Source organism: Streptomyces uncialis (assembly GCF_036250755.1).
Classification (GTDB): Bacteria; Actinomycetota; Actinomycetes; order Streptomycetales; family Streptomycetaceae; genus Streptomyces; species Streptomyces uncialis.
This window is the reverse complement of the sequence record NZ_CP109583.1, coordinates 5,971,633-5,996,934: the sequence shown is the minus strand read 5'-3', so window position 1 is coordinate 5,996,934 and position 25,302 is coordinate 5,971,633. Positions and strand designations below refer to the sequence as shown.

Genomic DNA, 25,302 nt, shown 5'->3' with positions numbered 1-25,302 from the left:
CCGGGACGGCACCGCCGCGCTCCCCCGACCCCACTCCCGATAGTCCCGAGGACTGATACGCCATGCCTCGTCCGACTGCCGCACAGATCGCATACGGAACCGCCACCGTCGTTTGTTCGACGCTCGCCATGCTGCTGCTCTCCCAGACGAGTTCGGGCATCGCCGTCGCGGTCATCGCCCTCGCCGCACTCGGGCTCGGTCTGCTGGTCGCCGTCACGGTCCCGCTGCCGGCCAGGTCCGCGCAGATCACCGCCGCGCGCGCCGCCGATCTCTCCCGGCCGCGCATCCCCGGCCAGCGGGTCGCGGCGCGGACGCCCGCCGAGGGCGGCGGCGCCCCGGCCCGGACACCGGTGCGCGAGAACGTGACGGGCCGGGCCCCCGCCCGACCGGTGCGGGGTCACGCGCGGCCGTAGCGTTCACCGGCCGACGCCGGAGACGGCCCGGCGGCGCTCAGTGGGTTCCCTCCCCCGCGCGCCTCGGACCGTCCGGCCCCGCCGCTGATGGTGCTGTTCGTACTGGTGCCGCTGGGATCGCTGGTTCTGCTGTTCCCGCTGGTTCTGCCGGTTTCGCTGGTTCTGCCGGTCCCGCTGCTGCCGCTGGTGTCGCCTGTATCGGTTGGGTCGCTCGTGTCGCTGCTGGTCCCGATGGTCCCCGGCGGGCTGTCCGACGCTTCCGGCGCGGGGTTCACGCCGTGCTGACCTCGACCGTCTTGGCGGCCTTGTCGTGCAGGCCCTGCTTGTACGGCTTGTCGAAGAAGCTCCAGCCGCCGGCGATCGCCGTCCAGATGCAGGCGCAGCAGAACGCGAACGGCAGCCACAGTACGGCCGCGCGGATCAGTGAGGTCTGCACGGACGGGGTCGCGCCGTTGTCGAGGTTCGCCACCCGCAGCTTCAGCAGCCGCTTCCCGACGGTCTGGCCGGTCCGGGAGATCATGATCGTGTCGTAGCCGATGTAGAGGACCGCCGCGAGGAGCGAACGTCCGAACGACTTGCCGTACTCGACCTTGTCCGGGTCCACGGAGTAGTCCGCGGTACCGAACGCCCAGGACAGCAGCCAGACGACGACCCCGACGATGATCATGTCGATGATCCGGGCCAGGACCCGCTTGCCGCTGTCGGCCAGCGGCGGCATCCCGGCCAGCGGATCGGGACCGCCGTAGGCTCCGCCGCCGCCTTGACCGCCCCCGCCGTACGGACCGCCTCCGCCGCCCGGGTCGTCACCGTACGGCGAGCCGCCGCCGGGAGGCGGGGCACCGTAGGGCGAACCGCCACCGGGTGGGGGTGTGCCGCCGCCGGGGGGCGGGGCGTTCCAGGACGGTCCGCCGCCGGAGGGGGCGGCGGACCGCCGCCGGGCGGGGGTCCGCCCCCCGGTGGCGGGGCGCCCCAGCCGGGTTCGCCGCCGCCCTGGCCGGGAGGTCCCTGCGCGGGGCCGGGCGGCGGATCGTAGGGGGAACCGCCCTGCGGGGCGTCCCCCGACGACGGGGGCTGCTTGCTGAACGGATCGTCTTCCGGCTGACCGGGGCCGGGCCGCGGCGGTTCGCTGCTCATGGCCCGAGTGGACCCCGAACCCCCCTCCCCCGCATCCGGCACGCGCCCGTCCGGGGGACCACCCGGACGGGTTACCGCGCGACGAACGTACGCGCCGCCTTGTCGTGCCAGCACTGACGCCACGGCCGGTCCACGACGCACCACAGCACGCCGATCACCCCGACCACCAGCAACGACGGGACGAGCAGGACGAGATATCTGTTCAGCGCCCCGGCGAAGCCGGGCGGCTGGTGCCCCTCGATGTCCTGGACCGTCAGACCGAACAGCCGCTTGCCCGGGGTGCGGCCCCACTTGGCGGTCGGCAGCACCTCGTACAGCACACCGGTGAGCAGCAGCACCGCGAGGACGGCCGCGAGACAGGTGGCGGTCGTCCCGTCCAGCAGCCAGACCGTCACCGTCTCGCCGGACAGCTTCGCCGCGTCGAGCTTCCCGTCGATGTGGTCCAGCGCGCGGATGCCGAGCGGTACGGCCGCCGCGGCGGTCACCGCGCCCATGACCACGGTGTCCACGAGCCTCGCCAGCAGCCGCCGTCCGAGCCCGGCGGGCCGGGAAGCGGCCTGGGCCCGCGCGGCGGCGGCGAACACGTCCTCGGTCGGCGGCTTCCACGGGACGACGGGCGGTTCGCCTCCCGGGGCCGCCGCGTCGGGCCGCGCGAGCTGGTGCACCTGCTGCGCCCAGGAGTGCCCGCCGCCGTCCGGACCGGGGGCGACCGGGGAGGACGGGACCTGCGGCGGGACCGGGGAGGACGGGCCTTGCGGGGCGTTCGGTGCGGCCGGGGCGGCCGGGTGTACGGGGGCGGGCTGGGCGGTGCCCGACCGGGGCGGGGCGGGGGCCACCGGGTGCGCGGGCGGCGCCGCGGCGGGTGCCGGGGCCGGGGGCGGGGTGGCTCGGTGAGCGGGCGCCGGGGCGGGAGCGGGTGCCGGGGCGGGCTGTTGAGCGGGGGTCGGGGCGGCGGGCGGCAGGGGCTGCGGGGCGGCCGGGGCCTGGTGCGGGTGGTGGCCGGGCTGGTAGGCGGCAGGGGCCTGGTGTTCCGGCTGGTGGGCGGCCGGAGGCTGGTGTCCCTGCTGGTAGGGGGCGGGCGGGAACGGGCCGGCCGGAGGGGTGCCCTGCCGGGGGACCTGCGCGGACGGGGCCGGGGCGCCCGGGGTACGGGGTTCCTGGCCGGGTACGGGCGCGGCACCGCCCTGCGCGGGGACACCGGAGGGACCCGGGCCCGACGGACGGCGGAACGTCATCGTGCCCTTGTCCGGCGCGCCGCCCTGGGCACCGGCACCGGAGAAGGTGGGGCCCGAGGGAGCGCCCGAGGAGCCGTCGTCGGGCGCGGGTTCGGCGGGGGCCGCGGGGACGGGCGGGGCGGGGTCGGGCGCCGGGGCGGTCCGGGGGTCGGGGCCCGTGGGGGCGGGTCCGCCCCAGGACACCTTGCGGTCCTGCTCGCCGCCGAAGCCGGACTGCTGGGACGTGTCGGCACCCCACGCGGAGGCGGGTTCGGGCCGGACGCCGTGCGCGGACGACTGGGCGGGGATCTCCGGCTGCGGCTCCTCGTCGAAGAAGACGGGACCGGTCTCCTCCACGGGGGCGGACCCGGCGGCCGGGTGGCCGGAGGTGTTCGGGGTGCCGGGGGTGTGCGGGGCGGCCGGGGTCGCGGGGGCCTCGGGGGCCTGCTGGACGGACGCTTCGGGTGCGGTGGACGCAACAGGCGTCGCGGGGGCGGCGGGTGCGGCCGGGCCGTGGGGCGAGGCGCCGTCCGTGGGGGCGGGACGACTCGTACCGGGCACCCAGGCGGCACCGTTCCAGTACCGGACGTAGCCCGGGATGGACGGGTCCGGGTAGTAGCCCTCGCGTGGGCGGTCGTCGCCGGGTGCCGGGGTTGGGGCGCTCATGTCCGTCGTCCCGTATCTGCTCGGTGGTGGGTTTTGGGGTCCACATCTATCAGAACTGAACCCTCACCTGCGCGGGTCCCGCCGGACACACTCCTTTCGGGCAACTTGTTCTGGCATGGGCGCCTTGACCCGTTGTCGTCCCTCGGGACCACGGTGGCGCGGGCCGGGGCGAACGGGCCCGGCGGGGCGGCGGACCGGGCCGCGCGAGGCGTACCGAAAAAAGTTGGGGAAAGTCGCGTAATGGTCGGGGCCCGGGGGCCTCTCCCCTGTGTGGGCCCGCCCCGGGACCCACCCGGACAGGAGAGGACGTGCGACATGCACACCGTGGTGGAACGTGAACTGGAACTGAAACTGGTGCTTTCCCCCGAGCGGAGCATCCCCGTACCGGCCCGGCTGACATACCGGTCCGACGACCCGTTCGCCGTGCACATCGCCTTTCACATCGGGACCGCGCACCCGGTGAACTGGACCTTCGCCCGGGAACTGCTCGTCGAAGGGGTGTTCCGGCCCTGCGGGCACGGTGACGTACGGGTGTGGCCGACCAAGGTGGACGGCCGCAGTGTGGTGCTGATGGCGCTGACCTCACCGGACGGGGACGCCCTGCTGGAGGCCCCGGCCGCGCCCGTGTCGGCCTGGCTGGAGCGCACCCTGCGGACGGTCCCCCCGGGTTCCGAGATGGACCGGCTCCGCATCGACGACGGTCTCGCCGAGCTGCTCGCCCCCACCCCGGGCCGCGCCCAGGACGAGTTGTGGCTGCGCGACCCCTGGCCGTCGGACGAGTCCAAGGACGGCGAGTGAGACCCCGGCGGTGCGCACGGCCGGGGCGGCCGGGTCAGCCGGGTCAGCCGGGGCGGCCGGGTCAGCCGGGTCAGCCGGGTCAGCCGGGTCAGAGGACCTTGCCGGGGTTGAGGATGCCCAGCGGGTCGAAGGCCCGCTTGACCGCGTGCTGCATCTCCATACCCACCGGCCCCAGTTCACGGGCCAGCCACTCCTTCTTCAGCATGCCGACCCCGTGCTCCCCGGTGATCGTGCCGCCGAGGCGCAGACCGAGGGCCATGATCTCGTCGAAGGACTCCCGGGCGCGCCGGGACTCGTCCGGGTCGGCGGCGTCGAAGCAGACGGTGGGATGGGTGTTGCCGTCGCCCGCGTGGGCGCACACCCCGATCGTGAGGGCGTGCCGCTCGGCGATCCGCTCGACCCCCTCGATCATCTCGCCGAGCTTGGAACGCGGTACGCACACGTCGTCGATCATCGTGGTGCCCTTGACCGCCTCCAGGGCGTTGAGCGCGAGCCGCCGGGCCTGGAGCAGCAGTTCGGACTCGGCCTCGTCGTCGGCGGGGACCACCTCGGTGGCGCCCGCCGCCTCGCACAGCGCGCCGACCGCGGCGAGGTCGGCGGCCGGGTCGGGCGTGTCGAAGGCGATGAGCAGCAGCGCCTCCGTCTCCTCCGGGAGTCCCATCCGGGCCAGCGCGTTGACGGCCCGGACCGTCGTCCGGTCCATGAGTTCGAGGAGTGAGGGCACATGACCGTCGCGCATGATCCGGCAGACCGCGTCGCACGCGGCGGCGGCCGACGGGAACTCGGCGGCGAGCACGAGCCGCGCGGGCGGCTTCGGCCGCAGTGCGAGGACCGCGCCGACAACGATGCCGAGGCTGCCCTCGGAGCCGACGAACAGCCGGGTCAGGTCGTATCCGGCGACGCCCTTCGCGGTGCGCCGCCCGGTGCGCAGCAGCCGGCCGTCCGCGAGGACGACGTCGAGGCCGAGGACGTACTCGGCGGTGACCCCGTACTTGACGCAGCACAGTCCGCCGGACGCGGTGCCGATGTTGCCGCCGATCGTGCAGGTCTCCCAGCTCGACGGGTCGGGCGGGTAGACGAGACCGTGCGGGGCGACGGCACGCGCCAGCGCGGCGTTGACGACACCCGGTTCCACCACGGCGATCCGGTCGACCGGGTCGATCTCCAGGACCCGGTCCATCCGGACGAGGGACAGCACCACACAGCCGTCGACGGCGTTGGCCGCGCCCGACAGGCCGGTACGGGCGCCCTGCGGGACGACCGGGACCCGCAGCGCGGTCGCCGTGCGCATCACGTGCTGGACCTGTTCGACGGTGCGCGGCAGGACGACGGCCGCCGGGACGCCCGCCTCGCAGAAGCCGGCCATGTCCCGGGAGTAGGAGGCGGTGATGTCGGGGTCCGTGAGGACGGCCTCGGCCGGCAGTCCTTCGCGCAGGAGATCGACCAGTGCGGTGCTCATGATCCCAGCGTCGCACCCGGGGCCATCGGTGTGAACCCGTACGCGATCCATCTCACCTGCCGGGGCGGGGGCCGCGCGCCGCGCGACAGTGAGCGCCATGAAGGCCACGACGACAAGTGCGATCAGGGCCCTGGAGTGCCCGGAGGAGGCCGCGGCAGCGGCGGCGGCCTCCCCGGCGGCCGTGCGGTGGCGGCGGGCGCGGCGGGCGCTGACGGTGACGGCCGTGCTCGGGCTGGTCGCCGGGGGCGCGGCGGCCCTCGTGATGTGGCCGCAGCCGCGTACGGCGGTGCCGCCCGCGCCGGGGCCCGGGGCGCGGGCCCTGAGCGCGGTGGAGACGGGCACCCCGGCCGCGTCCGCCGATCTGACGGCGCTGATCGCGGAGCGGGTACGGCATCTGCGGGCGCATCCCCGGGACGACGAGTCCTGGGCGGTGCTCGGTGCCGCGTACGCGGAGCGGGGGACGCGCACCGGGGACTCCGCCGACTTCCCCCGGGCCCAGCGGGCGCTGGAGTCGTCGCTCGCGGCCCGGCCCGAGGGCAACGCGCGGGCCCTGACCGCGTCCGCGCAGCTCGCGCTGGCCCGCCAGGACCCGAGGGCGGCGGCCGGGCAGGCGGAGCGGGCGGTGCGGATCGCGCCCGAGCGGTGGCCGGGGTATCCGCCGCTGATCGACGCGTACCGGGGGCTCGGGGACGACAAGGCCGCCGGGAAGGCCCTGGAGACGCTGCGGGGGCTGCGGGCCCCCGAGGTGGTGGTGCGGTTCGCGGCGGCGCGGCTGTACCGGGACCGGGGGTGGCGGGAGGACGCCGCCGCGAACCTGGGCGACGTGGTGGCGGCGGCGCGCAGCGCCACGGAGGAGGCCGACGCGCGCCGTCTCCTCGGGGAGCTGGCGGCGGAACGCGGTGAGCCGGAGCGGGCGCTGGGCTGGTTCGACGGGGCGCTGCGGGTGGGGCCCGACCGGTACGAGGCCCTTGCCGGGCGGGCCCGCGCGCTGGCGGCCCTCGGCCGGTCCGGGGAGGCGGTACGGGTGTACCGGGAGGCCTACGCGGGACGGCCCGTGCCCGAGTACGCGCTGGAGCTCGGTGAGTTGCACGAGTCGCTGGGCGCGGGGCGGGAGGCACGGGAGCGGTACGACGTGGTGCGGGAACGGGTGCGGGCCCGGGACGCGCACGGGGTGCGCGGGGGGCTGCTGCTGGGCACGCTGGACGCGGACCACGGGGACGCCGACGCGGTCGGCTCGGCGGTGTCGCTGCTGCGGGACGAGACGGAGGCGCGGGGCGCGTCTCCCGTGGCGCTCGACGCGTATGCGTGGGCGCTGTTCCGGGCGGGGGAGGTCTCGGCGGCGGACGCGTTGTACCGGGAGGTTCGGCAGAAGGGTGGGCGGGGGGCGTTGTTCGCCTACCACCGGGCGGAGGTGGCGCTCTCCCTCGGGGACCCGGGGAGTGCGCGGCGGGGGTTCGGGGAGGTGCTTCGGGTGAATCCGTTCGTCTCGCCGTTGGTGGGGGTGCGGGTGCGGGGCGCTCTCGCGGAGCTGGGTGAGCCTTCCCCGGGCGGGCCCGAGGTGACCCACGGCCCCGCCCAGCCGATGACGTCCCCGTCGCCCTCCCCGTCCCCGTCCCCGTCCTGACGGTGCGCCTTCGCTTGCGCGGCTGAGGTCTGTCCGGGTGGGCGTACTTCGTTCCGGTGCCGTCGCTCGTGGGTTGTGCGCAGTTCCCCGCGCCCCTTTGGGGCGCATCCGGTCGGTTCTTCGGGTCGGTGCCGGTCGGGATTCTCCGTCCTCGATCCGACACGCTCGGTACGACGTCCCCCTTGCCCTACTGAAGAGCATCGGAGTCTGCGGGCAGAGATTCCCGCCCACCCCCTTCGGTAGCCGAGCGACTGCACGAGGAGGGTGGTTCAACCCCGCCCCGGGCTGACGCCGGCCCGCAGACGAACGGCAGCCCCAGGGGGGCGCCCCTTCAGGGGCGCGGGGAACTGCGCGAGCAACCAAGGACCATCCGCACCCGAACGGGAACCGCAAGGGGCGCAACCTAAGGGGCGCGGGGAACTGCGCACCCACGGACGACCCGCACAGGGACAAGCGCGCCCGGCACAGGTGACCCGGGGGCAGGTCCCCAGGGGCGGCGGGGCAAACTGCTACAGGTTGCCCCGGCGGTCCTGTTCGCGTTCGATCGCCTCGAACAGCGCCTTGAAGTTGCCCTTGCCGAACCCCATGGACCCATGGCGTTCGATGATCTCGAAGAACACGGTCGGGCGGTCCTGGACCGGCTTCGTGAAGATCTGGAGCAGGTACCCGTCCTCGTCCCGGTCCGCGAGGATCTTCAGTTCGCGCAGTGTCCCGACGGGGACCCGGGTGTCACCGACCCACTCCCCGAGCGTGTCGTAGTACGAGTCGGGGGTGTCGAGGAACTGGACGCCCGCCGCGCGCATGGTGCGTACCGTCGCGACGATGTCGTTGGAGGCGAGGGCGATGTGCTGGACCCCCGCGCCCCCGTAGAACTCCAGGTACTCGTCGATCTGGGACTTCTTCTTCGCGACGGCGGGTTCGTTGATGGGGAACTTGACCTTGAGGGTGCCGTCGGCGACGACCTTCGACATGAGGGCGGAGTACTCGGTGGCGATGTCGTCGCCCACGAACTCCTTCATGTTGGTGAAGCCCATGACCTTGTTGTAGAAGGCGACCCACTCGTTCATCCGGCCGAGTTCCACATTGCCGACACAGTGGTCGATCGCCTGGAAGGTCCGCTTCGCGGGCGGTTCCACGATCGGCGCGGCGGCGGTGTAGCCGGGCAGATAGGGGCCCTCGTAGGCGCCGCGCTCGACCAGGGTGTGCCGGGTGCGCCCGTAGGTGGCGATGGCCGCGAGGACCACCTTGCCGTGCTCGTCCTCGACCTCATGGGGCTCGACCAGCCCGCGCGCCCCGTGCTCCGTGGCGTAGGCGTAGGCCGCACGGGCGTCGGGGACCTCGATGGCGAGGTCGACGACCCCGTCACCGTGCTGGGCGACATGGTCGGCGAGGAAGTGCCCGTGCTCGGTGCCCGCCTTGATGACGGACGTGAGGACGAACCGGGCGGAGCCGTTCTCCAGGACGTAGGAGGCGGTCTCGCGGTTGCCGTTCTCCGGGCCCGAGTAGGCGACAAGCCGCATACCGAAGGCGGTCGAGTAGTAGTGCGCGGCCTGTTTGGCGTTGCCCACGGCGAAGACGACCGCGTCCATCCCCTTCACCGGGAAGGGGTCGGCCTCACGCGCGGTGGTGGGGGCTGGACTGGTGTGCGCAGAAGTAGCTGCCATGTCCGCAGGCTCCCCCCGTTCCACAAGGTGCGCAATAGTTTGCGTGTTCAGTGGGCACAATGACCAGCCGGCGGCCGGTGCGGCCGGTCGTTCTGTACAGGATGACCATCTGAGGAGCGCCATGTCGATCGATCATCTGGACGGCAGGCTGATCGTGCTGCTCGCCGAGGAGCCCCGGATAGGGGTGCTGGAGATGTCCCGGCGCCTCGGGGTCGCCCGGGGCACCGCGCAGGCCCGGCTGGACCGGCTTCAGTCGAACGGAGTCATCCGGGGGTTCGGGCCCCAGGTCGATCCGGCGGCCCTCGGATACCCGGTCACGGCGTTCGCCACGCTGGAGATCCGGCAGGGCCAAGGCGCCGATGTGCGGGCCCATTTGGCGGGTGTGCCGGAGGTGCTGGAGCTGCACACCACGACGGGCAGCGGGGACATGCTGTGCCGTCTGGTGGCCCGTTCGAACGCCGATCTCCAGCGGGTCATCGACCGGGTCGTGGGTTTTGATGGCATCGTCCGGGCCGCCACGGCTATCGTCATGGAGAACCCCGTACCGCTGCGGATCATCCCGCTGGTGGAGCAGGCGTCCCAGGACGGCTGACCCCGGTGGAGCGGCGGCCCGGCACCCGACGGCGAGGAGGGTGAACGGATGTGAACTTCTGGGAGTACGTGGGCAGCCGTCATCAACAGTTGCTGACCGACGCCTACCAGCACGCGTCGGCGGTGTTCCAGTGCATGGTCGTCGCCACGCTCGTCGGAGTGCTGATCGGGGTGGCCACCTACCGCAGCGAATGGGCGGGGAACCTCGCGACGACGACCACGGCGACCCTGCTGACCATTCCGTCGCTGGCCATGATCGGTCTGCTGATCCCGATCGTCGGCCTGGGCGTCGCGCCCACCGTGATCGCGCTGACCCTGTACGGGCTGCTGCCCATCGTGCGGAACGCGATCGTGGGGCTGCGCGGGGTCGACGCGACACTGGTGGACGCGGCGAAGGGCATCGGGATGTCCCGCTGGACCCGGCTGCTGCGCGTCGAACTGCCGCTGGCGTGGCCGCCGATCCTGACCGGCATCCGGGTGTCCACCCAGATGCTGATGGGTATCGCCGCGATCGCCGCGTACGCCTCCGGCCCGGGTCTCGGCAACGAGATCTTCCGGGGGATCGCCTCGCTGGGCAGCAGGAACGCGCTGAACCAGGTGCTCTCGGGCACCCTCGGCATCGTGGTGCTCGCCCTGCTGTTCGACGCCGCTTACGTCCTGCTCGGCCGGCTGACCATCCCGAGGGGTATCCGTGTCTGAGGCCCGGTCCGAAACCGATGGTCCCGCCCGGTCCGGGAGCGAGGGCCCCGACGGGTACGGGGACGACGGTCCCGCCGGTTCCGGAGGGACCGGCCAGGCGAAGTCCTCCGGCGGCTCGGGCACCTCCGGGGCGCCGATCGAGCTGGAGAACCTGACCAAGCGGTACGCGGGCAGCGCCGTCCCGGCCGTCGACGACGTCACCATGGAGATCAAGGCGGGTGAGACGGTCGTCTTCGTCGGCCCCTCCGGCGGCGGGAAGACCACCCTGCTCAAGATGATCAACCGGCTGATCGAGCCGACCAGCGGGCGCATCCGGATCGGCGGCGAGGACGTCACCGACATGGACCCGGTGAAGCTGCGCCGGGGCATCGGGTACGCGATCCAGTCCTCGGGACTGTTCCCGCACATGACCGTCGCGCAGAACATCGCCCTGGTCCCCCGGATGACGGGCTGGTCCACCTCCCGGACCAAGGCCCGGGTGGAGGAGATGCTGGATCTCGTCGGACTCGATCCCGGGGAGTTCCGGGACCGCTACCCACGCCAGCTCTCCGGCGGGCAGCAGCAGCGGGTGGGGGTGGCGCGGGCGCTCGCCGCCGATCCGCCGGTACTGCTGATGGACGAGCCGTTCGGCGCGGTCGACCCGATCACCCGCGACCATCTCCAGGACGAACTGATCCGGCTCCAGCACGAGTTGCACAAGACGATCGTGTTCGTCACCCATGACTTCGACGAGGCCATCAAGATCGGCGACCGGATCGTGGTGCTGCGGGAACGCTCGCAGATCGCGCAGTTCGACACCCCCGAGGCCATCCTCACCAACCCCGCCGACGACTTCGTCTCCGGATTCGTCGGCGCGGGCGCCGCGCTCAAACGGCTCAACCTCACCCGGGTGCGGGACGTGGAGATCCGTGCGTACCCGACGGTCACCGTGGACGACCCGCTCCAGCGGATCTTCGATCTGCTCCAGGTCAGCGGCACCAACGAGATCCTGCTCCTCGACCAGCGCCGCCGCCCCTACAAGTGGCTGCGGCGCGGCGATCTGATGCGCGCCCGGGGCTCACTGGCCCGCGCGGGCACCCTCGTGCACGACACGGTCACCCGGGACGCGACCCTGCGCGACGCCCTGGAGGCCGTCCTCACCGACAACGCGGGCCGGGTCGCGGTCACCGGGCGGCGCGGCGAGTACATCGGCGTGGTCGACATGGAGACGCTGATGAACTCCGTCCATGAACTCCTGGAGGCCGACCGGCTGGAGGCCCTGGAGCATCAGCACGAGCTGGCGGAACAGCACTCCGGCCGCACCCACGAGGAACAGGAAGGCGCGGGCGGAACGGGGACCGGCGGTACGGGGGCGGCGCCGTGAACGGGCCGGCCGCCGGGCTGCCGGGTCCCGGGCAGAGCCGTCCGCCCGAGAAGCCGTCCGGCGAGCGGCTGCCCGGCTCCCACGAGGTCAAGGGGGTCGCGTTCCGCGACGCGGGCGAGGCCGAGCAGGAGGCGCCGCCCTCCGCCACCGCCGGCAACTCCCGTACGCCCGCCCGGATCACCTGGCGCAAGCTGGTGTTCCTGCCGTCGGTCATCGCGCTGGTGCTGCTGGCGACGTGGATCTGGTTCCAGCAGGCGTCGCTCGACTCGGTGAGCCGCAACGCGCTCGCCGGGGACGTCGTCCGGCTGCGGCTGTGGGAGCACATCCAGCTGACCGCGATCTCCACCTTCTTCGTGCTGATCATCGCGATCCCGCTGGGCATCCTGCTGACCCGCCGGCGGCTGCGCCCGGCGACCCCGTTCGCGATGGCCCTCGCCAACATCGGCCAGGCGACCCCCGCGATCGGGCTGCTGGCGCTGCTCGTGATCTGGCTGGGCATCGGCCCCCGGACCGCGCTGATCGGGATCATCGCCTACGCGCTGCTGCCGGTGCTGTCCAACACCATCGCGGGGCTGAACGCCAACGATCCGACGCTGCTGGAGGCGGCGCGCGGGATCGGGATGTCGTCGACGGGTGTTCTGCGCAAGGTCGAACTGCCCCTCGCCGTACCGCTGATCCTCGCGGGGGTGCGCACGGCGCTGGTGCTGAACGTCGGCACCGCGACCCTCGCCACCTTCGGCGGGGGCGGCGGCCTCGGTGATCTGATCACCGCCGGGATCACCAACCAGCGGATGCCGGTCCTGGTACTGGGCTCGGTCCTGACGGTGTCCCTGGCCCTGTTCGTCGACTGGCTCGCGTCCCTCGCGGAACTGCTGCTGCGCCCCCGGGGCCTGGAGGTGGGTCGATGACGACCGGGTGGACGCGACGGGGGGCGCTCGCGGTGGTGACCGTCGGGGCGCTGCTCGCCGGGTGCGGGCTGACCAGTGGTTCCCCGATGGTGGACGACGTGGGGCCGGGGTCGATCGGCCGGGGCGAGCCGCTGAAGGGCGCGAGCCTGACGGTGACGTCGAAGGAGTTCACGGAGCAGCTGATCCTCGGCGCGATCATGGGCATCGCCTTCGAGGCGGCGGGCGCGCAGGTCCTGGACCGTACGGGCATCCAGGGGTCGATCGGCGCCCGCGAGGCCGTGAAGAGCGGTGAGGCGGACGGGATGTACGAGTACACCGGCACCGCCTGGATCACGTACCAGGGCAACTCCCGGCCGATCACGGACCCGGCGAAGCAGTGGGAGGCGGTCCGAGACGCCGATCTCGACAACGGCATCACCTGGCTGGCACCGGCCGAGCTCAACAACACGTACGCCCTGGCCACCAATCAGGCGAACGAGAAGAAGTACGGCACCCGGAACCTGTCCGAGGTGGCCGCGCTGTCGCGGTCGGACCCGCGCGCGGTGTCGCTGTGCGTGGAGAGCGAGTTCGCGTCGCGGGACGACGGGCTGGTCGGTATGAAGAAGGCGTACGGGATGGACATCCCCGGCTCGCAGGTCATCCGGATGGACACCGGGATCATCTACACCCAGACCGCGAAGGGCGCGTGCACCTTCGGCGAGGTCTTCACCACGGACGGCCGGATCAAGGCGATGAAGCTGGTGGTGATGGCCGACGACAAGCACTTCTTCCCCAACTACAACGTCGCCCCGGAGATCAACACCAAGGCCCTGGAGAAGCACCCGGAGATCAAGGACATCCTCGACCCGATCACGGCGAAGCTCGACAACTCGGTGGCCCGGACCCTGAACGCCAAGGTGGACGTGGACGGGGACGACCCGCACGAGGTGGCGCTGGACTGGCTGGTCTCCGAGGGGTTCATCACGCGCGACTGACACCCTCCACGCGATGCAGAGAATTCTTTGCACGCATCTCTTTGCAAGGGAGTCTTTGCAGAGGTACCTTTGCATGCATGGACGAGAACCTGCCCGGCGCGCCCGGCACCACCGCTCCGGCGACCACCGAGCGCAAGATCCGGCAGCTGGACGCCCGGTCCCTGCGCGGACTCGCGCACCCGCTGCGCATGGAGCTGCTGACCGCCCTGCGGCGCGGCGGACCCGCGACCGCCTCGCAACTCGCCTCCCGGCTCGGCGAGTCGAGCGGGTCGACCAGCTATCACCTGCGCCAGCTCGCCGAGTACGGCTTCGTCGAGGACGCGCCCGAGCAGGGCAAGGGGCGGGAGCGCTGGTGGCGGTCCACGCACGAGGGCACCGACTTCGGTCATGAACTGATGGGTCACCAGGACCCGGAGGTGCGGGGCGCCGTCGATGTGTTCCTGCACTGGGACGCGCACCACCACAACCGGGAACTCACCACCTGGATCGCCACCCGGGCCGACTGGTCCGAGGAGTGGGTCAGCGCGTCCGACATGAGCGACTTCACCCTGCGGCTGACCCCCGAGCAGGGCGGGGAGCTGTCCCGGCGGGTGCACGAACTGATCGAAAGCTACCGGCGGTCGGCGCCGCCGGTGGACGGGGACGCGGAGACGGCACAGATGCGCATCCATCTGCACGCGTTCCCGCAGCCGGAGAGCTGATCCCGTACCCGCATCCGTACACCCGGGTCCGTGCCCGAGAGGAGCGATCCGTCATGCATCCCGAGGTTCATCTGCTGCTGCACGAACAGCGCGCCGCCGCACTGCGGCGGGAGGCCGCCATGTCCGGCGCGGTCGCGACGCGGGACCCGGAGCGGGCGCCGCTGCGCAACCGTCTGGGCTGGACACTCGTCGAGCTGGGGCTGCGGCTGGCGACCACGCCGGCCGTGCGGGGGCGGCGGCCCGCGCCCGGTATGTGAGCGGATTCCGGCAGCGCCGGGTGACGGGTCACAGGGTCGCCGGGCTCAGCAGCTCGGGACCTTGCCGCCCTTCTCCAGGGCGCGCAGCGAATCGACCGCGCCCTTCAGATCCGTGACGGGGATCAGCCGCAGCCCTGCGGGGGCCTCGGCCTCGGCGTCGCCGCATTCCGCCGCCGGGACGAGGAAAACCGTCGCCCCGTCCCGTTCGGCGGCCTGGGTCTTGAGGGAGACCCCGCCCACCGGACCCACCGTGCCGTCGGTGTCGATGGTGCCCGTGCCGGCCACGATCCGGCCGCCGGTGAGGTCACCGCCGCTGCCGTCGCCCTGAAGTTTGTCGATGACGCCCAGCGAGAAGAAGAGTCCGGCGCTCGGACCGCCCACATCGGCGAGCTCCAGGGTGACCTTCACCTCGTCCGGGCTCTTGCCCAGGTAGTTGAGGGCCGCCTGGGCCGCGGTGTGCTGCGACCGCACCATCTCCCGTGTGTTGTGCTTCTCGATCTCCCCGGTGCTGTCGCCCTCGGGGTAGACCGCGTCCCGCGGCATCACGGCCCGGTCCCCCTGGAACCAGCTGTCCCACAGGGTGTCCAGCCGCACACTGCTGTCCGGACCCGTCGCCTCGATCGTCGTCATCCGCAGCTGGCCCTCGGTCTTCCGGACGGGCGCCCCCTCGATCGTGATGACGGGGGTGCCCTCGTTCTTCCCGAGGACGTTCGCCGTCAGGCCAGGCTGGGCGATCACGAAGGGCAGCGGGGCGAACGCGGCGGTGGCCACCAGGGCGACGGCCGGTACCGCGCAGAGGGCCGCGGCCTGGAGACGAGTGAGACGAGAGAGCACCCCGCAACCTTACGGGCACCGGGTGTCCCGCGCCGAGTTCCGGGCCGGGTTCAGGCGCGGGGTCCGGCCTGGGTCCGGCCTGGGTCCGGCCCGGGGTCCGGCCCGGGTTCAGCGCGAGGTCCGGCCTGGGTTCAGCCCCGGTATCCGGCCCGGGGTCCGGCCCGACGCACGTGCTCCGTACGGGAGCGCTGTGCGGCGGGCGTCGTACGCGGGGTGGTGCTGCCGTACCCGGGCGCACCGTACCGGGACCGCCGTACCGGGGGTCCGCCGTATCGGGGCCGCGGTTTCGGGGCGCCCGTATCGGGGCCGCGGTACCGGGCCGTCGTACCGGGGCCGCGGTTTCGGCGCGCCGTATCGGGGCCGCCGTACCGGGGCGGCTCAGCGCAGGGCGTCCGCGACCTCGCGGGCCGCGTCCACCACCCGCTGCCCCACCCGCTCCGGCACCGAGTCGGAGAGCATCACGACCCCGACGCTCCCCTCCACCCCGGTGACCCCGCGCAGCGGAGCCGCCGCGCCGCTCGCCCCGGCCTCCAGCTCGCCGTGCGTGAGGGTGTAGCCGGGGTCCACCAGCAGGCCCTGACGTGCGGCGAGTATGGCCTTCCCGGCGGCGCCCCGGTCCAGCGGATGCCGGAACCCGGTGCGGTACGCCACGTGGTAGTCGGTCCAGGTGGGTTCGACGACCGCGACCGCGAGGGCCTCGCTGCCGTCGACCAGGGTGAGATGCGCGGTCGCGCCGATGTCCTCGGCCAGGGCGCGCAGCGCGGGCAGCGCGGCCTCCCGGACCAGGGGGTGCACCTGGCGGCCGAGCCGCAGCACCCCGAGCCCGACCCGGGCCCGGCCGCCGAGGTCACGGCGGACCAGGGCGTGCTGTTCCAGCGTGGCCAGCAGCCGGTAGACGACGGTACGGTTCACGCCGAGCTTGGTGGACAGTTCGGTCACGGTCAGACCGTGGTCGGTGTCGGCGAGCAGCTTGAGGACCCGTAGTCCTCGGTCGAGCGTCTGAGAAGTCTCCGCGGTCACGACGCCCACTCCTTCGGTGATGAGGGGTCGCGGCGTCCTCCACGGTCCGCGGCGCCCGTCCCTGGGCGACACCTGCCGGAGGCTGCCGGTAGCCAAGGCGACCCGGGGCCTGCGGGCGCAGTGCCCCCGGCACACCGGCTGCGCTCCGCGGCGACGCTGCCACGGGGCGTGTGCGTTGCCGGGACAGTAGCGATCCGGTCCGCTCAGCGGAAGACTCCGTCCAGAATCCGGTCATGGACCCGCGAGTAGCGTCCGGTTGCTCCCGATTCGCACGAGGGCACGCGTAACCCGCGTTGCACGGGGCGCCCACCGGGGCGGCCGGGAGTGGCCGGGACGGACGGGGTGCCGATGGCCGGTGTCCGGTGGCTGCCGGTGCCCGGTGGCTGGTGTTCGGCAGTCGGTGCCCGGCGTCCGGCACCCCGGCACCGGGCATCCGGCATCCGGCGTCCGGCGCCGAGCAGGGCCCGGGGGACGGGCGGCGGGCGGCCGACGGCCGGCGGCCGGACGGGGCGACGCGCGGGTCAGCGCATCCGGGTGGCCCACTCCCGGACCTTGTCGACGCGCTGGCGGAGCTGGCCGGCCGTGGCCTCCGCGCTGGGCGGGCCGCCGCAGACCCGGCGCAGCTCGGTGTGGATCACCCCGTGCGGCTTGCCGCTCTGGTGGACGTACGCGCCGACGAGGGTGTTGAGCTGTTTGCGCAGCTCCAGCAGCTCCTTGTGGGAGACCACCGGACGCCGTTCGGCGGGCAGTTCCAGCAGGTCGGCCTCGGTGTCCGGCTTCTTGCGGGAGTGCGCGATCTGGCGGGCCTGCCGCTTCTGGAGCAGCATCTGCACCTGGTCGGGTTCGAGGAGTCCCGGGATACCGAGGTAGTCCTGCTCCTCCTCGCTGCCCGGGTGGGCCTGCATCCCGAACTCGGCGCCGTCGAAGAGGACCCGGTCGAAGACGGCGTCGGACTCCAGCGCCTCGAAGGGCAGCGAGTCCTGCTCGCCGGTGTCCTCGTCCTGCTCCTTGTTCGCCTCCTCCATCTCCTTCTCGGATTCGGCGTACGGGTCCTCCTCGCCGTGCTTCTTCGGCTTGTCGAGGACGTGGTCGCGCTCGACCTCCATCTCGTTGGCGAAACCGAGGAGGTCGGGGACGGTCGGCAGGAACACGGACGCGGTCTCCCCGCGCCGCCGGGACCGCACGAAGCGGCCGACCGCCTGCGCGAAGAACAGGGGCGTGGAGATGGTCGTCGCGTAGACGCCGACGGCCAGCCGGGGTACGTCGACCCCCTCGGACACCATGCGCACCGCGACCATCCAGCGGTCGTCACCCTGGCTGAAGTCGTCGATACGGTTCGAGGCGCCGGTGTCGTCCGACAGGACCAGCGTCGCCTTGTCGCCGGTGATCTCCCGGATCAGTTTGGCGTAGGCGCGGGCCGAGTCCTGGTCGGTGGCGATGACCAGTCCACCGGCGTCGGGGATGGACTTGCGGACCTCGTTCAGGCGCCGGTCCGCGGCGCGCAGCACGTTCGGCATCCAGTCGCCGCGCGGGTCCAGCGCCGTGCGCCACGCCTGCGAGATCGCGTCCTTGGTCATCGGCTCGCCGAGCCGGGCCGCGATCTCGTCACCGGCCTTGGTACGCCAGCGCATGTTGCCGCTGTACGAGAGGAAGATGACGGGCCGCACGACCCCGTCCCCGAGGGCGCTGCCGTAGCCGTACGTGTAGTCCGCGGAGGAACGCCGGATGCCGTCGTTGCCCTCCTCGTACGCCACGAAGGGGATCGGGTTGGTGTCCGACCGGAACGGTGTACCGGTGAGCGCGAGGCGCCGGGTCGCGGGCTCGAACGCCTCCAGGCACGCCTCGCCCCAGGACTTGGAGTCACCGGCGTGATGGATCTCGTCGAGGATCACCAGGGTCTTGCGCTGCTCGACACGGTTGCGGTGCAGCATCGGACGGACGCCGATCCCCGCGTACGTCACGGCGACGCCCTGGTACTCACGGCTGAGCGGGCCCGCGCTGTACTCGGGATCGAGCTTGATCCCTATCCGGGCCGCCGCCTCCGCCCACTGCTTCTTGAGGTGCTCGGTCGGCGCGACCACCGTGACCTGCTGCACGACATGGTGGTGGAGCAGCCAGGACGCGAGGGTGAGCGCGAAGGTCGTCTTCCCGGCGCCCGGGGTCGCCACGGCGAGGAAGTCACGCGGCTGGTCCTGGAGGTACTTCTCCATCGCCCCGTGCTGCCAGGCGCGCAGCTTGCCGGCCGTGCCCCAGGGCGCACGGTTGGGGAAGGCGGGTGACAGGTGATGGGAGGTGGTGGTAGTCACGGTCTCCGGTCTTGGTCGGCCTCGGCTACGTATGACAACCGGGCCACCCTACCGGTGCGGCCGGCGCTCCTTCGGCCGAACGGGGCGCGGCCGGGCCCCAGTGCGAGAGACCTCACACCGGTCGGGGAACCGGCCACGGACCGTCCCGGGAGCGGTACCGGCCCTCGCTCCCGGGACGCCCGTCCTCGTACGCCCGCCACGTTCCGTCAGCGCGCGAAGAGCGGCAGCCGTGCGGCGGTCTTGGGCACGTCCAGCGCCCCCTGGCAGACGTCCAGTACGAACCGCTCGGCCTCGTCCACGTCGAAGGCCGGGTCCAGCGGATGTCCGTTCAGATGCAGGAAGACCCAGGTCGCGTACCAGGCGAGCCGCTTGTTGCCGTCGACGAGCCCATGGTTGCGAGCGACGGACTCCATGAGCGCGGCGGCCTTATGCCAGACGTCCGGGTAGGCGTCCTGTCCGAACACACTGGACTGGGGGCGGGCCAGCGCGGAGTCGAGCAGACCGTAGTCCCGGACCTCGGGGGTGCCCAGACGTTCCGCGAGACGCATCAGCTCGGGAAGCGTGAGGTACTGCATCTCAGGCCAGCCTCCTGTTCAGCTCCTCGCTGACGGCCAGCACATGATCGGCAGCCTCGTTGAACAGCCGGGCGTGCTCGTTGATCGCCTTGACCACCGCGTCATGGACGAAGGACTGCATGCTTCTGCCCTCGGCTTCGGCTCGCTCACGCAGGGAGTCCAGCTCCTCGTCCGTGAACCTGACATTCAGACCAGCCATACTGCGAACGGTACAGCGTGGTACCAGGTGGTGTCAGGCCGGTTTCGAGGTCCGTATCCGGGTCGCCACCCACACCCCGACGACCGCCACCACGGCCATCGGCACGAACACCGCGACGAACGCGCCCGCGTTCGCCCCGGCCGCCGCCTGGGACGTGGCGGCCGCCCCGTGACCCGCCCCGATCTGCCCGCCGCCCAGCGCGGCGAACGCCGCGCCGCCGATCGCGAGCAGCATCACGTTCGACAGCCCGTCGGACATCTGGAGCGCGGCGGAGTTGCTGCCCGCCTCGTGCGGCGCCGACAGCTCCAGCAGCAGCACACTCGTGGACGAGATCACCAGCCCCATCCCGAAGCACCCGAACGCCCACGCCACCGCCACGATCCACACCGGCACCGACTCGATCAGCACCGTCGGCGCGGTCGCGATCGACGCCGCCACCAGCGCCATCCCGAACGACATCAGCCGGTGCCGGTACGGGACCACCCGGGGCCGCGACTGCACGAAGCTGCCTAGCGCCCAGGTCGCCCCGCCCACGGCCAGCGAGAGGCCCGCCATCATCGGTGACAGTCCGCGCTGGGTGACCAGCATCAGCGGGACGAACGACTCCGCCGCGATGAACGACCCCGCCGCCACCCCGCGCAGCAGCACCACGGACGGCAACCCGCGCGCCGCCCGGTACGTACCGCGCGGCAGCAGCCCGAGGGCGGCCGGCACGAGCAGCGCCGCGCCCAGCACCCCCGGGATCAGCGACAGCCAGCGCAGATCCTGCGCCGCGTACTGCAACAGGCCCGCCCCGAGCGAGATCCCGAACGCCAGCCTGATCCGCCGCCCCGGCACCACACCCCGGCCGCCACCCGCCCAGCGCTCCGTACGGCCCCGGCCCTTCGTTCGACCTGCGGTACGGCCCGGGACGCGACCTGAGGTTCGGCCCTTCGTACGGTCCGCGTCAGTAAGGTCCGCGTCAGTACGGTCCGTGTCAGGACCCTTCCCGGCCACGGCCACGGCAGCTGTCGCGGCCACCGACACCGACGCCGGATCCGGGGCGGGTACGGGTGCGGGGTCCGGGGCGGACTCGGGGGCGGCCTCCGCCGGGCCCGACGCGCGGCTGCGTATCTGGGGCAGGGCGAGGGCCAGCGGCACCAGCACCAGCGCCGGGATGCCCAGGAACACCCACCGCCAGCCCAGATGCTCGGTCACCAGGCCGGACACCAGCGGCCCCACCACCGACGGGATCACCCAGCTCGCCGCGAACGCCGCCATGATCGACGGCCGCAGCCGCTCCGGGTACGCCCTGCTGACCACCACGTACAGCGCGACGATCACCAGTCCGCCGCCCAGCCCCTGGACCGCCCGGCCCAGGATGAACAGCCACATCGCCCCGGCCGTCCCGGACAGCGCGAGCCCGGCCCCGAAGGCGACGATGCCCGTGGCGAGCGGCCCCAGCGGTCCCCGGCGGTCGGCCCACTGCCCGGACAGCACCATGCCGAACAGGCTGGTGGTGAAGTACCCGGAGAACGCGAACGCGTACAGCGACACCCCGTCCAGCTCCCGTGCCGCCACGGGCATCGCGGTCCCCACGGCCGTCGCCTCGAACGCGATCAGCAGCACGACCGAGACGATCCCGACACTCAGCGCCCGGTACGTCCGCCCGAGCACCCCGCCCTCGTCGTCCGGCAGATCGCGGCCGGTCCCGGGGCGCGTACCGGCCACCGGCCCGTCACCGTCCACCGCCCTTACGGCGTCGGCGGCCGGTACGTCGTCGGCGACCCGCGCCGTACTTGCGGGAGCGGGCTTCGTGGTGGGCTTCGTGGCGGCGGCACCCGGGCCTGAGCCCCTGGTACGGGCGGTGGAACGTTCGGCGGCGGTGCCGTCGGGGTCGCTGGGGTCGAAGGGGCTCATCTTCGCAGAGTAAGGGGCGACAGGGCCCTTGAACCCTGTCGGGGGTCGCTGCCCGGCTCCGCCCTTGGTCGTACGTCTCCCCCGCCGCCCCTCCCTCACTCGCCCGGACCCCGTACCCGGTACGGACCTCCCACGAACGGGCTGACCTGTGCGCGTGCCATGCGGAACGCCGCCGCCCGGCCCGCACCGAAATCCGATGATCCGCTGGGAACCCGGCTGCTAGGGTGACCGGCGTACCGCACCTCATGGCGGCCTCCCCTTCTCCCTCTGCCCGGAGGCTTTCGTCATGCCCTCGTCCCTGACTGTGCGTACCTTCCGCCGCGAGGACCGGGACCAGCTCACCGATCTGGTCAACTCCCATGTCGCCGCGGTCGTCCCCGGCGCCGGCGTCTCGGTCAACACCGTGATCAGCAGCCTTGAGCGACGCCCCGACGAGTACGTCACCGACCCGTGGGTCGCCGAACGCGTCACGCTCGTCGTCGAGCACCACCGCCGGATCGTCGCCGCCGCGCATCTGCTGCGCTACCGCGACGACTCCGAGGTCGGTGCCGACTACCGCGACACCGGCCACCTCGCCTGGTCCGTCCACCTCCCCACCACCGACACCGCCGATACCCCCGACACCCACACCGTGTCCGCCGCAGCCGCTGCCGCCGATGGCGCGGGCTCCCCCGACGTGCACTCGGCCGACGCGGTCATGGACTCCCCGCCGTACGACGGGTCCGACCCGGCCGCCGGGCTGCTGATGTCCGCGTCCCTCGCCCAGCTCGACCGCTGGCGGGTCCGGGCCCGTCTCGCCGACGGGCAGCTGCCCGCCCCCGGTGTCTACGGCGTCCCCGAGCAGTGGCCCCATATCCGCGCGGCCCTGGAGCGGGCGGGCTTCGTCCACACCGGCGGCACCGAGATCCTGCTCCTCGCCCCGCTCCACGACCTCCCCGACCCGGGACGCGCCGCACCCCTGCCCGGCCTCACCACGCACCGCACCCTCGGAGCGCACGGCACCCGGCTCACCGCCCGGCTCGGTTCCGACGAGCTGGGGTACGTCGAGCTCGACACCACCCTCGACCGGCCCGAACGGCACGCCCGCTCGGGGCGCACCGCCGACCTCGCCGACTTCGACGTGCGCGAGGACGCCCACCCGGAGCTCTTCCCCTGGCTGCTCGGCCGGGCCCGCGCCTGGCTGGCCCTCTGCGGCACCGACCAGCTGCTGACCTATGTCACACCCGACGAGACCGACGATCTGGCGGCGCTCACCGCGGTCGGGTTCCATGAGCTCACCCGCACGGCCCGGGGCTGGGAGCACCGCCCGTCCTGACCGCCCGCTCCGGGTCGGCCCCGGGTGGGACCCCATCGTCGGTCACGGGGTCCCACCCGCCCGGATCCGCCCCGACACGGGCCGGACTCAGTCACCGCCCCCGCCGCCACCACCGCTGGAGCCGTGGTCCGGGCCGTCGCTCCCACCCGCGCCATGGTCCGAGTCCAGAGCCCTGCCCATCCGGGCCAGGGCCCGCCCCAGGCCCGACGGAAGCGACGCGTTGTCGAGGGTCCGGGCCAGTCTTCTGTCCTTGAGCGCCGTGGAACCCTCGAAGACATGGGCGGGCCAGATCCCTCGCGCCTGGGCCCCCGCCAACCGTCGGCGGCCCAGGGCGGTGACACGGTGACGGAAGCAGGTCAGCGACCCGTCGGACATCAGCTGAGCCCGTACCGGTGACCGCCGTTCGTACACTTCGCCCGTCCGTTCCCACCGGTCAGGGGTTCTGGAACTTCACCTCCGGGTTCGCGGCGGTCGGTCCGGCGAGCACGGCACGCGGGGTGCCGCGCAGATGCTGGTCGAAGAACGCGGAGACATAGGTCCGGGTGATCGCGATCGCCCTGGCGGCCGGGTACGGCTCACCGGGCAGACCGAAGTGCTCGCCGATCACGGGGGTGTCGGAGAAGGTCCCGTGGTTCGACCCGGAGACGGTGAGCCAGCGCTTCCAGCCGTTCAGGCCGGGCCATGTCTCGTCCCAGGTCCGGTCGGTGCCGCCGGGCCTGTGGACCTCGTCGTCGGTGCCGAGGAGCATGAACGGCCGGCCCTTCAGACCGCCCGCGGGCAGCTTCTCCCAGAAGGCGCCGTCCATGTTGATCCCCGCGCGGACCCGGTGGTCGCCCACCATCGCGGTGGCGGCGGACGCGCCGCCGATGGAGTGTCCGGCCATGCCCACACGCCGCTTGTCTATCACCCCGGAGTGCCGCCAGACGGGGTCCGGGCCCGTGAGCCGGTCGAGGACGAACGACACATCCTTGGCCCGGGTCGTGGTGACCACACTCAGCGGTACCCCGCCCTGGTCCACCGCGTGGCAGGAGACGCAGGTCAGGGTACGGCCGCCGGGGACGGAGGTGCCGTACGACTCGTAGGCGTGGTCCAGGGAGGCCACGACATAGCCCCGGCTGGCCAGATCCTCGGCGAGATTGGTCTGGGTCCAGCGCGCGGCGCCGAACCCGGGCGACAGGATGACCAGGGGGTAACGGCCCTTGGACACCGGGGCGTCGGGCTTGCTGTGGGTACGCATCCCGCTCAGGCGGTCGGCCGGGACGGCGCCCGACATCTCGAAGCCCTCCGCCATCAGCCGCGCCTCGTCGAGTGTGGCGTACCGGGCGGTCCCGGTCCCGCCCTTGCCGGGACGGGCCGCCGGGTAGTGGAGGCTGACCATCAGCTCACGGCCGTCGGCGGTGGGGACCCAGGGGTCCCCACGGTCACGGTCCACCAGGTGCAGCACCTTGCTGCCCACTCCGTACTTACCGGTGGGCGCGGGGAGTTGAGGGAACGCGGCGGACGCCGCCGGGGCCGGCGCGCCGGACGCCGACGTGTCCTGAGCTGCGGCCGTGCCCACCATGCCGAGCGGCAGGGCGAGCGACATCGTGAGGGCGGCGGCGGTGGCCGCCCGACTCATTCGGATCATGCGCTCAAGGTAGGCCGAGAGGCATGGAGACCACATCACACTCCGGTAGCCATTCCGCGATCCGGAAAGTCAGACCGTGGGGCTACGGCGACGTAGCTCTCAGGTATCCCCGGCATCCCGAAAGACAGCCCGCGCACGCCAACGGCGCTTTGTGAACGGCGGATTGCAGTCACATGGCATGGGTGTCCGATGTCTTGAGCCATGGCCCGGACCGCTCCTACGGTGATCACATCCGGTGACACCCGGCCGTGTGCCCGAGTGGTTGAGGGACTCGCCTGCAAAGCGAGTTACGTGGGTTCGATTCCCGCCACGGCCTCCAGAGCTGGTCCGACGGGGGCCAGCAGGGCAGAGCGGTCGGCGGGGCGGCGCGCGCCGCCGCCCCGCCACCGCTCGCCTTCCGGCACCGGAACCGGCCCGGGCCGAAGGCGGTCACGCTCCCCGGCGCCCGACGCGGGCCGGGTTCCTCAGGCACCATTCCCCTCCGCCCCCGGGTTCGGCCGCCTCACGCGGGCGAACCCGGGTGACCTTCCCCGCGGACGGGGCGAAGCTCCTTCTCCGGGTGACCAGCGTGCGAGAAGCGCCCAGAAGCACGGTCGGGGGACAGGGCGTCCGCGTGTCAGCCGAGGAGTTCGGCCGCCTTCGTCATCGGTCCTCCCGCGTCACCGGTGTTGAGCGTTCCCGTCGGCTCGAACAACAGGATCGCGGTCTCCTCGTCCGCCATCGGGCAGTGTTCGACCCCCCGGGGAACGACGAACAACTCGCCGGGTTCCAGCACCACATCAGCGCCCCTGAGCTGGATGGTGAGCCGCCCGCTGATGACCAGGAACAGCTCATCGGTGTCCTCGTGCGTGTGCCAGACGAACTCCCCCTTCAGTTTGGCCAGCTTGACCTCGTAGTCGTTGAGCACGGCCACCTTCTTCTGCGACCACAGCTCGCTGAACCGCGACAGCTTGTCGGCGAGGTTGACAGGAGCAACGGGCTCGGACATGCGGCATCCCTCCATGAGGCCGGGCAACCGGGAGCGGCCTCTCAGGCCCCCCGGCCGGCGTCATGAGCCTCCCG

The 25,302-nt window shown here is 72.8% G+C and carries 24 protein-coding genes, 1 tRNA gene and 1 pseudogene; 13 read left to right on the top strand and 13 right to left on the bottom strand.

Annotation, left to right across the window (positions count from 1 at the left end):
* Positions 1–62 precede the first annotated feature (62 nt).
* Positions 63–413 carry a hypothetical protein gene (locus OG711_RS24995; RefSeq protein WP_073793927.1) on the top strand — a complete coding sequence of 117 codons (351 nt, stop codon included), beginning with the start codon at positions 63–65 and terminating at the stop codon, positions 411–413.
* Positions 414–500: 87 nt separating this feature from the next.
* Positions 501–698, top strand: coding sequence for a hypothetical protein (locus tag OG711_RS24990; protein WP_329560560.1), 198 nt, complete (start codon positions 501–503; stop codon positions 696–698).
* Here the strand turns inward: OG711_RS24990 and OG711_RS24985 are convergent.
* Together OG711_RS24985 and OG711_RS24980 are read right to left on the bottom strand one after the other, a co-directional pair.
* Positions 685–1,547, bottom strand: a pseudogene (locus OG711_RS24985) (RDD family protein). The gene OG711_RS24990 and the pseudogene OG711_RS24985 sit on opposite strands and share 14 nt — an antisense overlap.
* A 71-nt stretch (positions 1,548–1,618) precedes the next feature.
* On the bottom strand, positions 1,619–3,427 hold the full coding sequence (locus OG711_RS24980; protein ID WP_329560558.1) for an RDD family protein: 1,809 nt from the start codon (positions 3,425–3,427) through the stop codon (positions 1,619–1,621).
* Between the two features lie 315 nt (positions 3,428–3,742).
* On the opposite strand from OG711_RS24980, the gene OG711_RS24975 reads away from it, so the two are divergent.
* On the top strand, positions 3,743–4,225 hold the full coding sequence (locus tag OG711_RS24975; protein ID WP_073793937.1) for an SsgA family sporulation/cell division regulator: 483 nt from the start codon (positions 3,743–3,745) through the stop codon (positions 4,223–4,225).
* Between the two features lie 88 nt (positions 4,226–4,313).
* On the opposite strand, the gene OG711_RS24970 is transcribed toward OG711_RS24975, so the two are convergent.
* Positions 4,314–5,684 (bottom strand): FAD-binding oxidoreductase, encoded by a 1,371-nt coding sequence (locus OG711_RS24970; protein WP_107499428.1) that lies wholly within the window; start codon positions 5,682–5,684, stop codon positions 4,314–4,316.
* Positions 5,685–5,781: 97 nt separating this feature from the next.
* Here OG711_RS24970 and OG711_RS24965 point away from each other — a divergent pair, with 97 nt between their 5' ends.
* On the top strand, positions 5,782–7,308 hold the full coding sequence (locus OG711_RS24965; RefSeq protein WP_329560553.1) for a tetratricopeptide repeat protein: 1,527 nt from the start codon (positions 5,782–5,784) through the stop codon (positions 7,306–7,308).
* A 509-nt stretch (positions 7,309–7,817) separates the two neighbouring features.
* On the opposite strand, the gene hppD is transcribed toward OG711_RS24965, so the two are convergent.
* Positions 7,818–8,972 (bottom strand): 4-hydroxyphenylpyruvate dioxygenase, encoded by a 1,155-nt coding sequence (hppD, locus tag OG711_RS24960; RefSeq protein WP_073793939.1) that lies wholly within the window; start codon positions 8,970–8,972, stop codon positions 7,818–7,820.
* 121 nt (positions 8,973–9,093) lie between these two features.
* On the opposite strand from hppD, the gene OG711_RS24955 reads away from it, so the two are divergent.
* The 7 genes from OG711_RS24955 to OG711_RS24925 all read left to right on the top strand — a co-directional run bounded on the left by OG711_RS24955 (position 9,094) and on the right by OG711_RS24925 (position 14,465).
* A complete protein-coding gene (locus tag OG711_RS24955) occupies positions 9,094–9,564 on the top strand; it encodes an Lrp/AsnC family transcriptional regulator (RefSeq protein WP_073793942.1) in 471 nt (156 codons plus the stop codon).
* 50 nt (positions 9,565–9,614) lie between these two features.
* On the top strand, positions 9,615–10,262 hold the full coding sequence (locus OG711_RS24950) for an ABC transporter permease (RefSeq protein WP_099283356.1): 648 nt from the start codon (positions 9,615–9,617) through the stop codon (positions 10,260–10,262).
* Between the two features lie 136 nt (positions 10,263–10,398).
* Positions 10,399–11,625: a betaine/proline/choline family ABC transporter ATP-binding protein gene (locus OG711_RS24945; protein ID WP_329564004.1), complete on the top strand. Its 1,227-nt coding sequence runs from the start codon at positions 10,399–10,401 to the stop codon at positions 11,623–11,625.
* A gap of 17 nt (positions 11,626–11,642) precedes the next feature.
* Positions 11,643–12,533: an ABC transporter permease gene (locus tag OG711_RS24940; protein ID WP_073794453.1), complete on the top strand. Its 891-nt coding sequence runs from the start codon at positions 11,643–11,645 to the stop codon at positions 12,531–12,533.
* On the top strand, positions 12,530–13,507 hold the full coding sequence (locus OG711_RS24935; RefSeq protein ID WP_266516045.1) for a glycine betaine ABC transporter substrate-binding protein: 978 nt from the start codon (positions 12,530–12,532) through the stop codon (positions 13,505–13,507). Before OG711_RS24940 ends, OG711_RS24935 begins: the two co-directional genes overlap by 4 nt.
* A gap of 77 nt (positions 13,508–13,584) precedes the next feature.
* Complete coding sequence (locus tag OG711_RS24930) at positions 13,585–14,208, top strand: ArsR/SmtB family transcription factor (protein WP_329560546.1); 624 nt, start codon at positions 13,585–13,587, stop codon at positions 14,206–14,208.
* A gap of 53 nt (positions 14,209–14,261) precedes the next feature.
* Positions 14,262–14,465 (top strand): hypothetical protein, encoded by a 204-nt coding sequence (locus OG711_RS24925; protein ID WP_073793954.1) that lies wholly within the window; start codon positions 14,262–14,264, stop codon positions 14,463–14,465.
* Between the two features lie 45 nt (positions 14,466–14,510).
* Here the strand turns inward: OG711_RS24925 and OG711_RS24920 are convergent, their stop codons facing one another.
* The 6 genes from OG711_RS24920 to OG711_RS24895 form a co-directional block, all read right to left on the bottom strand.
* Positions 14,511–15,299, bottom strand: a complete 789-nt coding sequence (locus tag OG711_RS24920) for a S16 family serine protease (protein ID WP_073793957.1) — start codon at positions 15,297–15,299, stop codon at positions 14,511–14,513.
* Positions 15,300–15,677: 378 nt separating this feature from the next.
* Positions 15,678–16,319, bottom strand: a complete 642-nt coding sequence (locus OG711_RS24915; protein ID WP_073793960.1) for an IclR family transcriptional regulator — start codon at positions 16,317–16,319, stop codon at positions 15,678–15,680.
* 521 nt (positions 16,320–16,840) lie between these two features.
* Positions 16,841–18,625, bottom strand: a complete 1,785-nt coding sequence (locus OG711_RS24910; RefSeq protein ID WP_073793963.1) for a DEAD/DEAH box helicase — start codon at positions 18,623–18,625, stop codon at positions 16,841–16,843.
* Positions 18,626–18,831: 206 nt separating this feature from the next.
* A complete protein-coding gene (locus tag OG711_RS24905) occupies positions 18,832–19,200 on the bottom strand; it encodes a type II toxin-antitoxin system death-on-curing family toxin (RefSeq protein ID WP_073793965.1) in 369 nt (122 codons plus the stop codon).
* 1 nt (position 19,201) lies between these two features.
* A complete protein-coding gene (locus OG711_RS24900; RefSeq protein WP_073793968.1) occupies positions 19,202–19,399 on the bottom strand; it encodes an Arc family DNA-binding protein in 198 nt (65 codons plus the stop codon).
* Positions 19,400–19,432: 33 nt separating this feature from the next.
* Entirely contained in the window at positions 19,433–21,298 is a 1,866-nt protein-coding gene (locus OG711_RS24895; protein WP_329560542.1) for an MFS transporter, read from the bottom strand.
* Between the two features lie 286 nt (positions 21,299–21,584).
* Between OG711_RS24895 and OG711_RS24890 the strand changes: the two genes are divergently transcribed.
* The gene (locus tag OG711_RS24890; RefSeq protein ID WP_329560540.1) at positions 21,585–22,613 is read left to right on the top strand and encodes a GNAT family N-acetyltransferase; all 1,029 of its coding nucleotides are present in this window, start codon (positions 21,585–21,587) and stop codon (positions 22,611–22,613) included.
* An 87-nt stretch (positions 22,614–22,700) separates the two neighbouring features.
* Here OG711_RS24890 and OG711_RS24885 read toward each other — a convergent pair whose 3' ends face one another.
* Both OG711_RS24885 and OG711_RS24880 read right to left on the bottom strand, forming a co-directional pair.
* Entirely contained in the window at positions 22,701–22,988 is a 288-nt protein-coding gene (locus tag OG711_RS24885) for a hypothetical protein (protein ID WP_329560538.1), read from the bottom strand.
* Positions 22,989–23,046: 58 nt separating this feature from the next.
* Positions 23,047–24,240, bottom strand: a complete 1,194-nt coding sequence (locus OG711_RS24880; protein ID WP_073793977.1) for an alpha/beta hydrolase family protein — start codon at positions 24,238–24,240, stop codon at positions 23,047–23,049.
* 244 nt (positions 24,241–24,484) lie between these two features.
* Here OG711_RS24880 and OG711_RS24875 point away from each other — a divergent pair.
* Positions 24,485–24,559 (top strand) — tRNA-Cys (locus OG711_RS24875).
* A gap of 297 nt (positions 24,560–24,856) precedes the next feature.
* Here OG711_RS24875 and OG711_RS24870 read toward each other — a convergent pair.
* Positions 24,857–25,228 (bottom strand): cupin domain-containing protein, encoded by a 372-nt coding sequence (locus OG711_RS24870; RefSeq protein WP_329560536.1) that lies wholly within the window; start codon positions 25,226–25,228, stop codon positions 24,857–24,859.
* Positions 25,229–25,302: the final 74 nt, after the last annotated feature.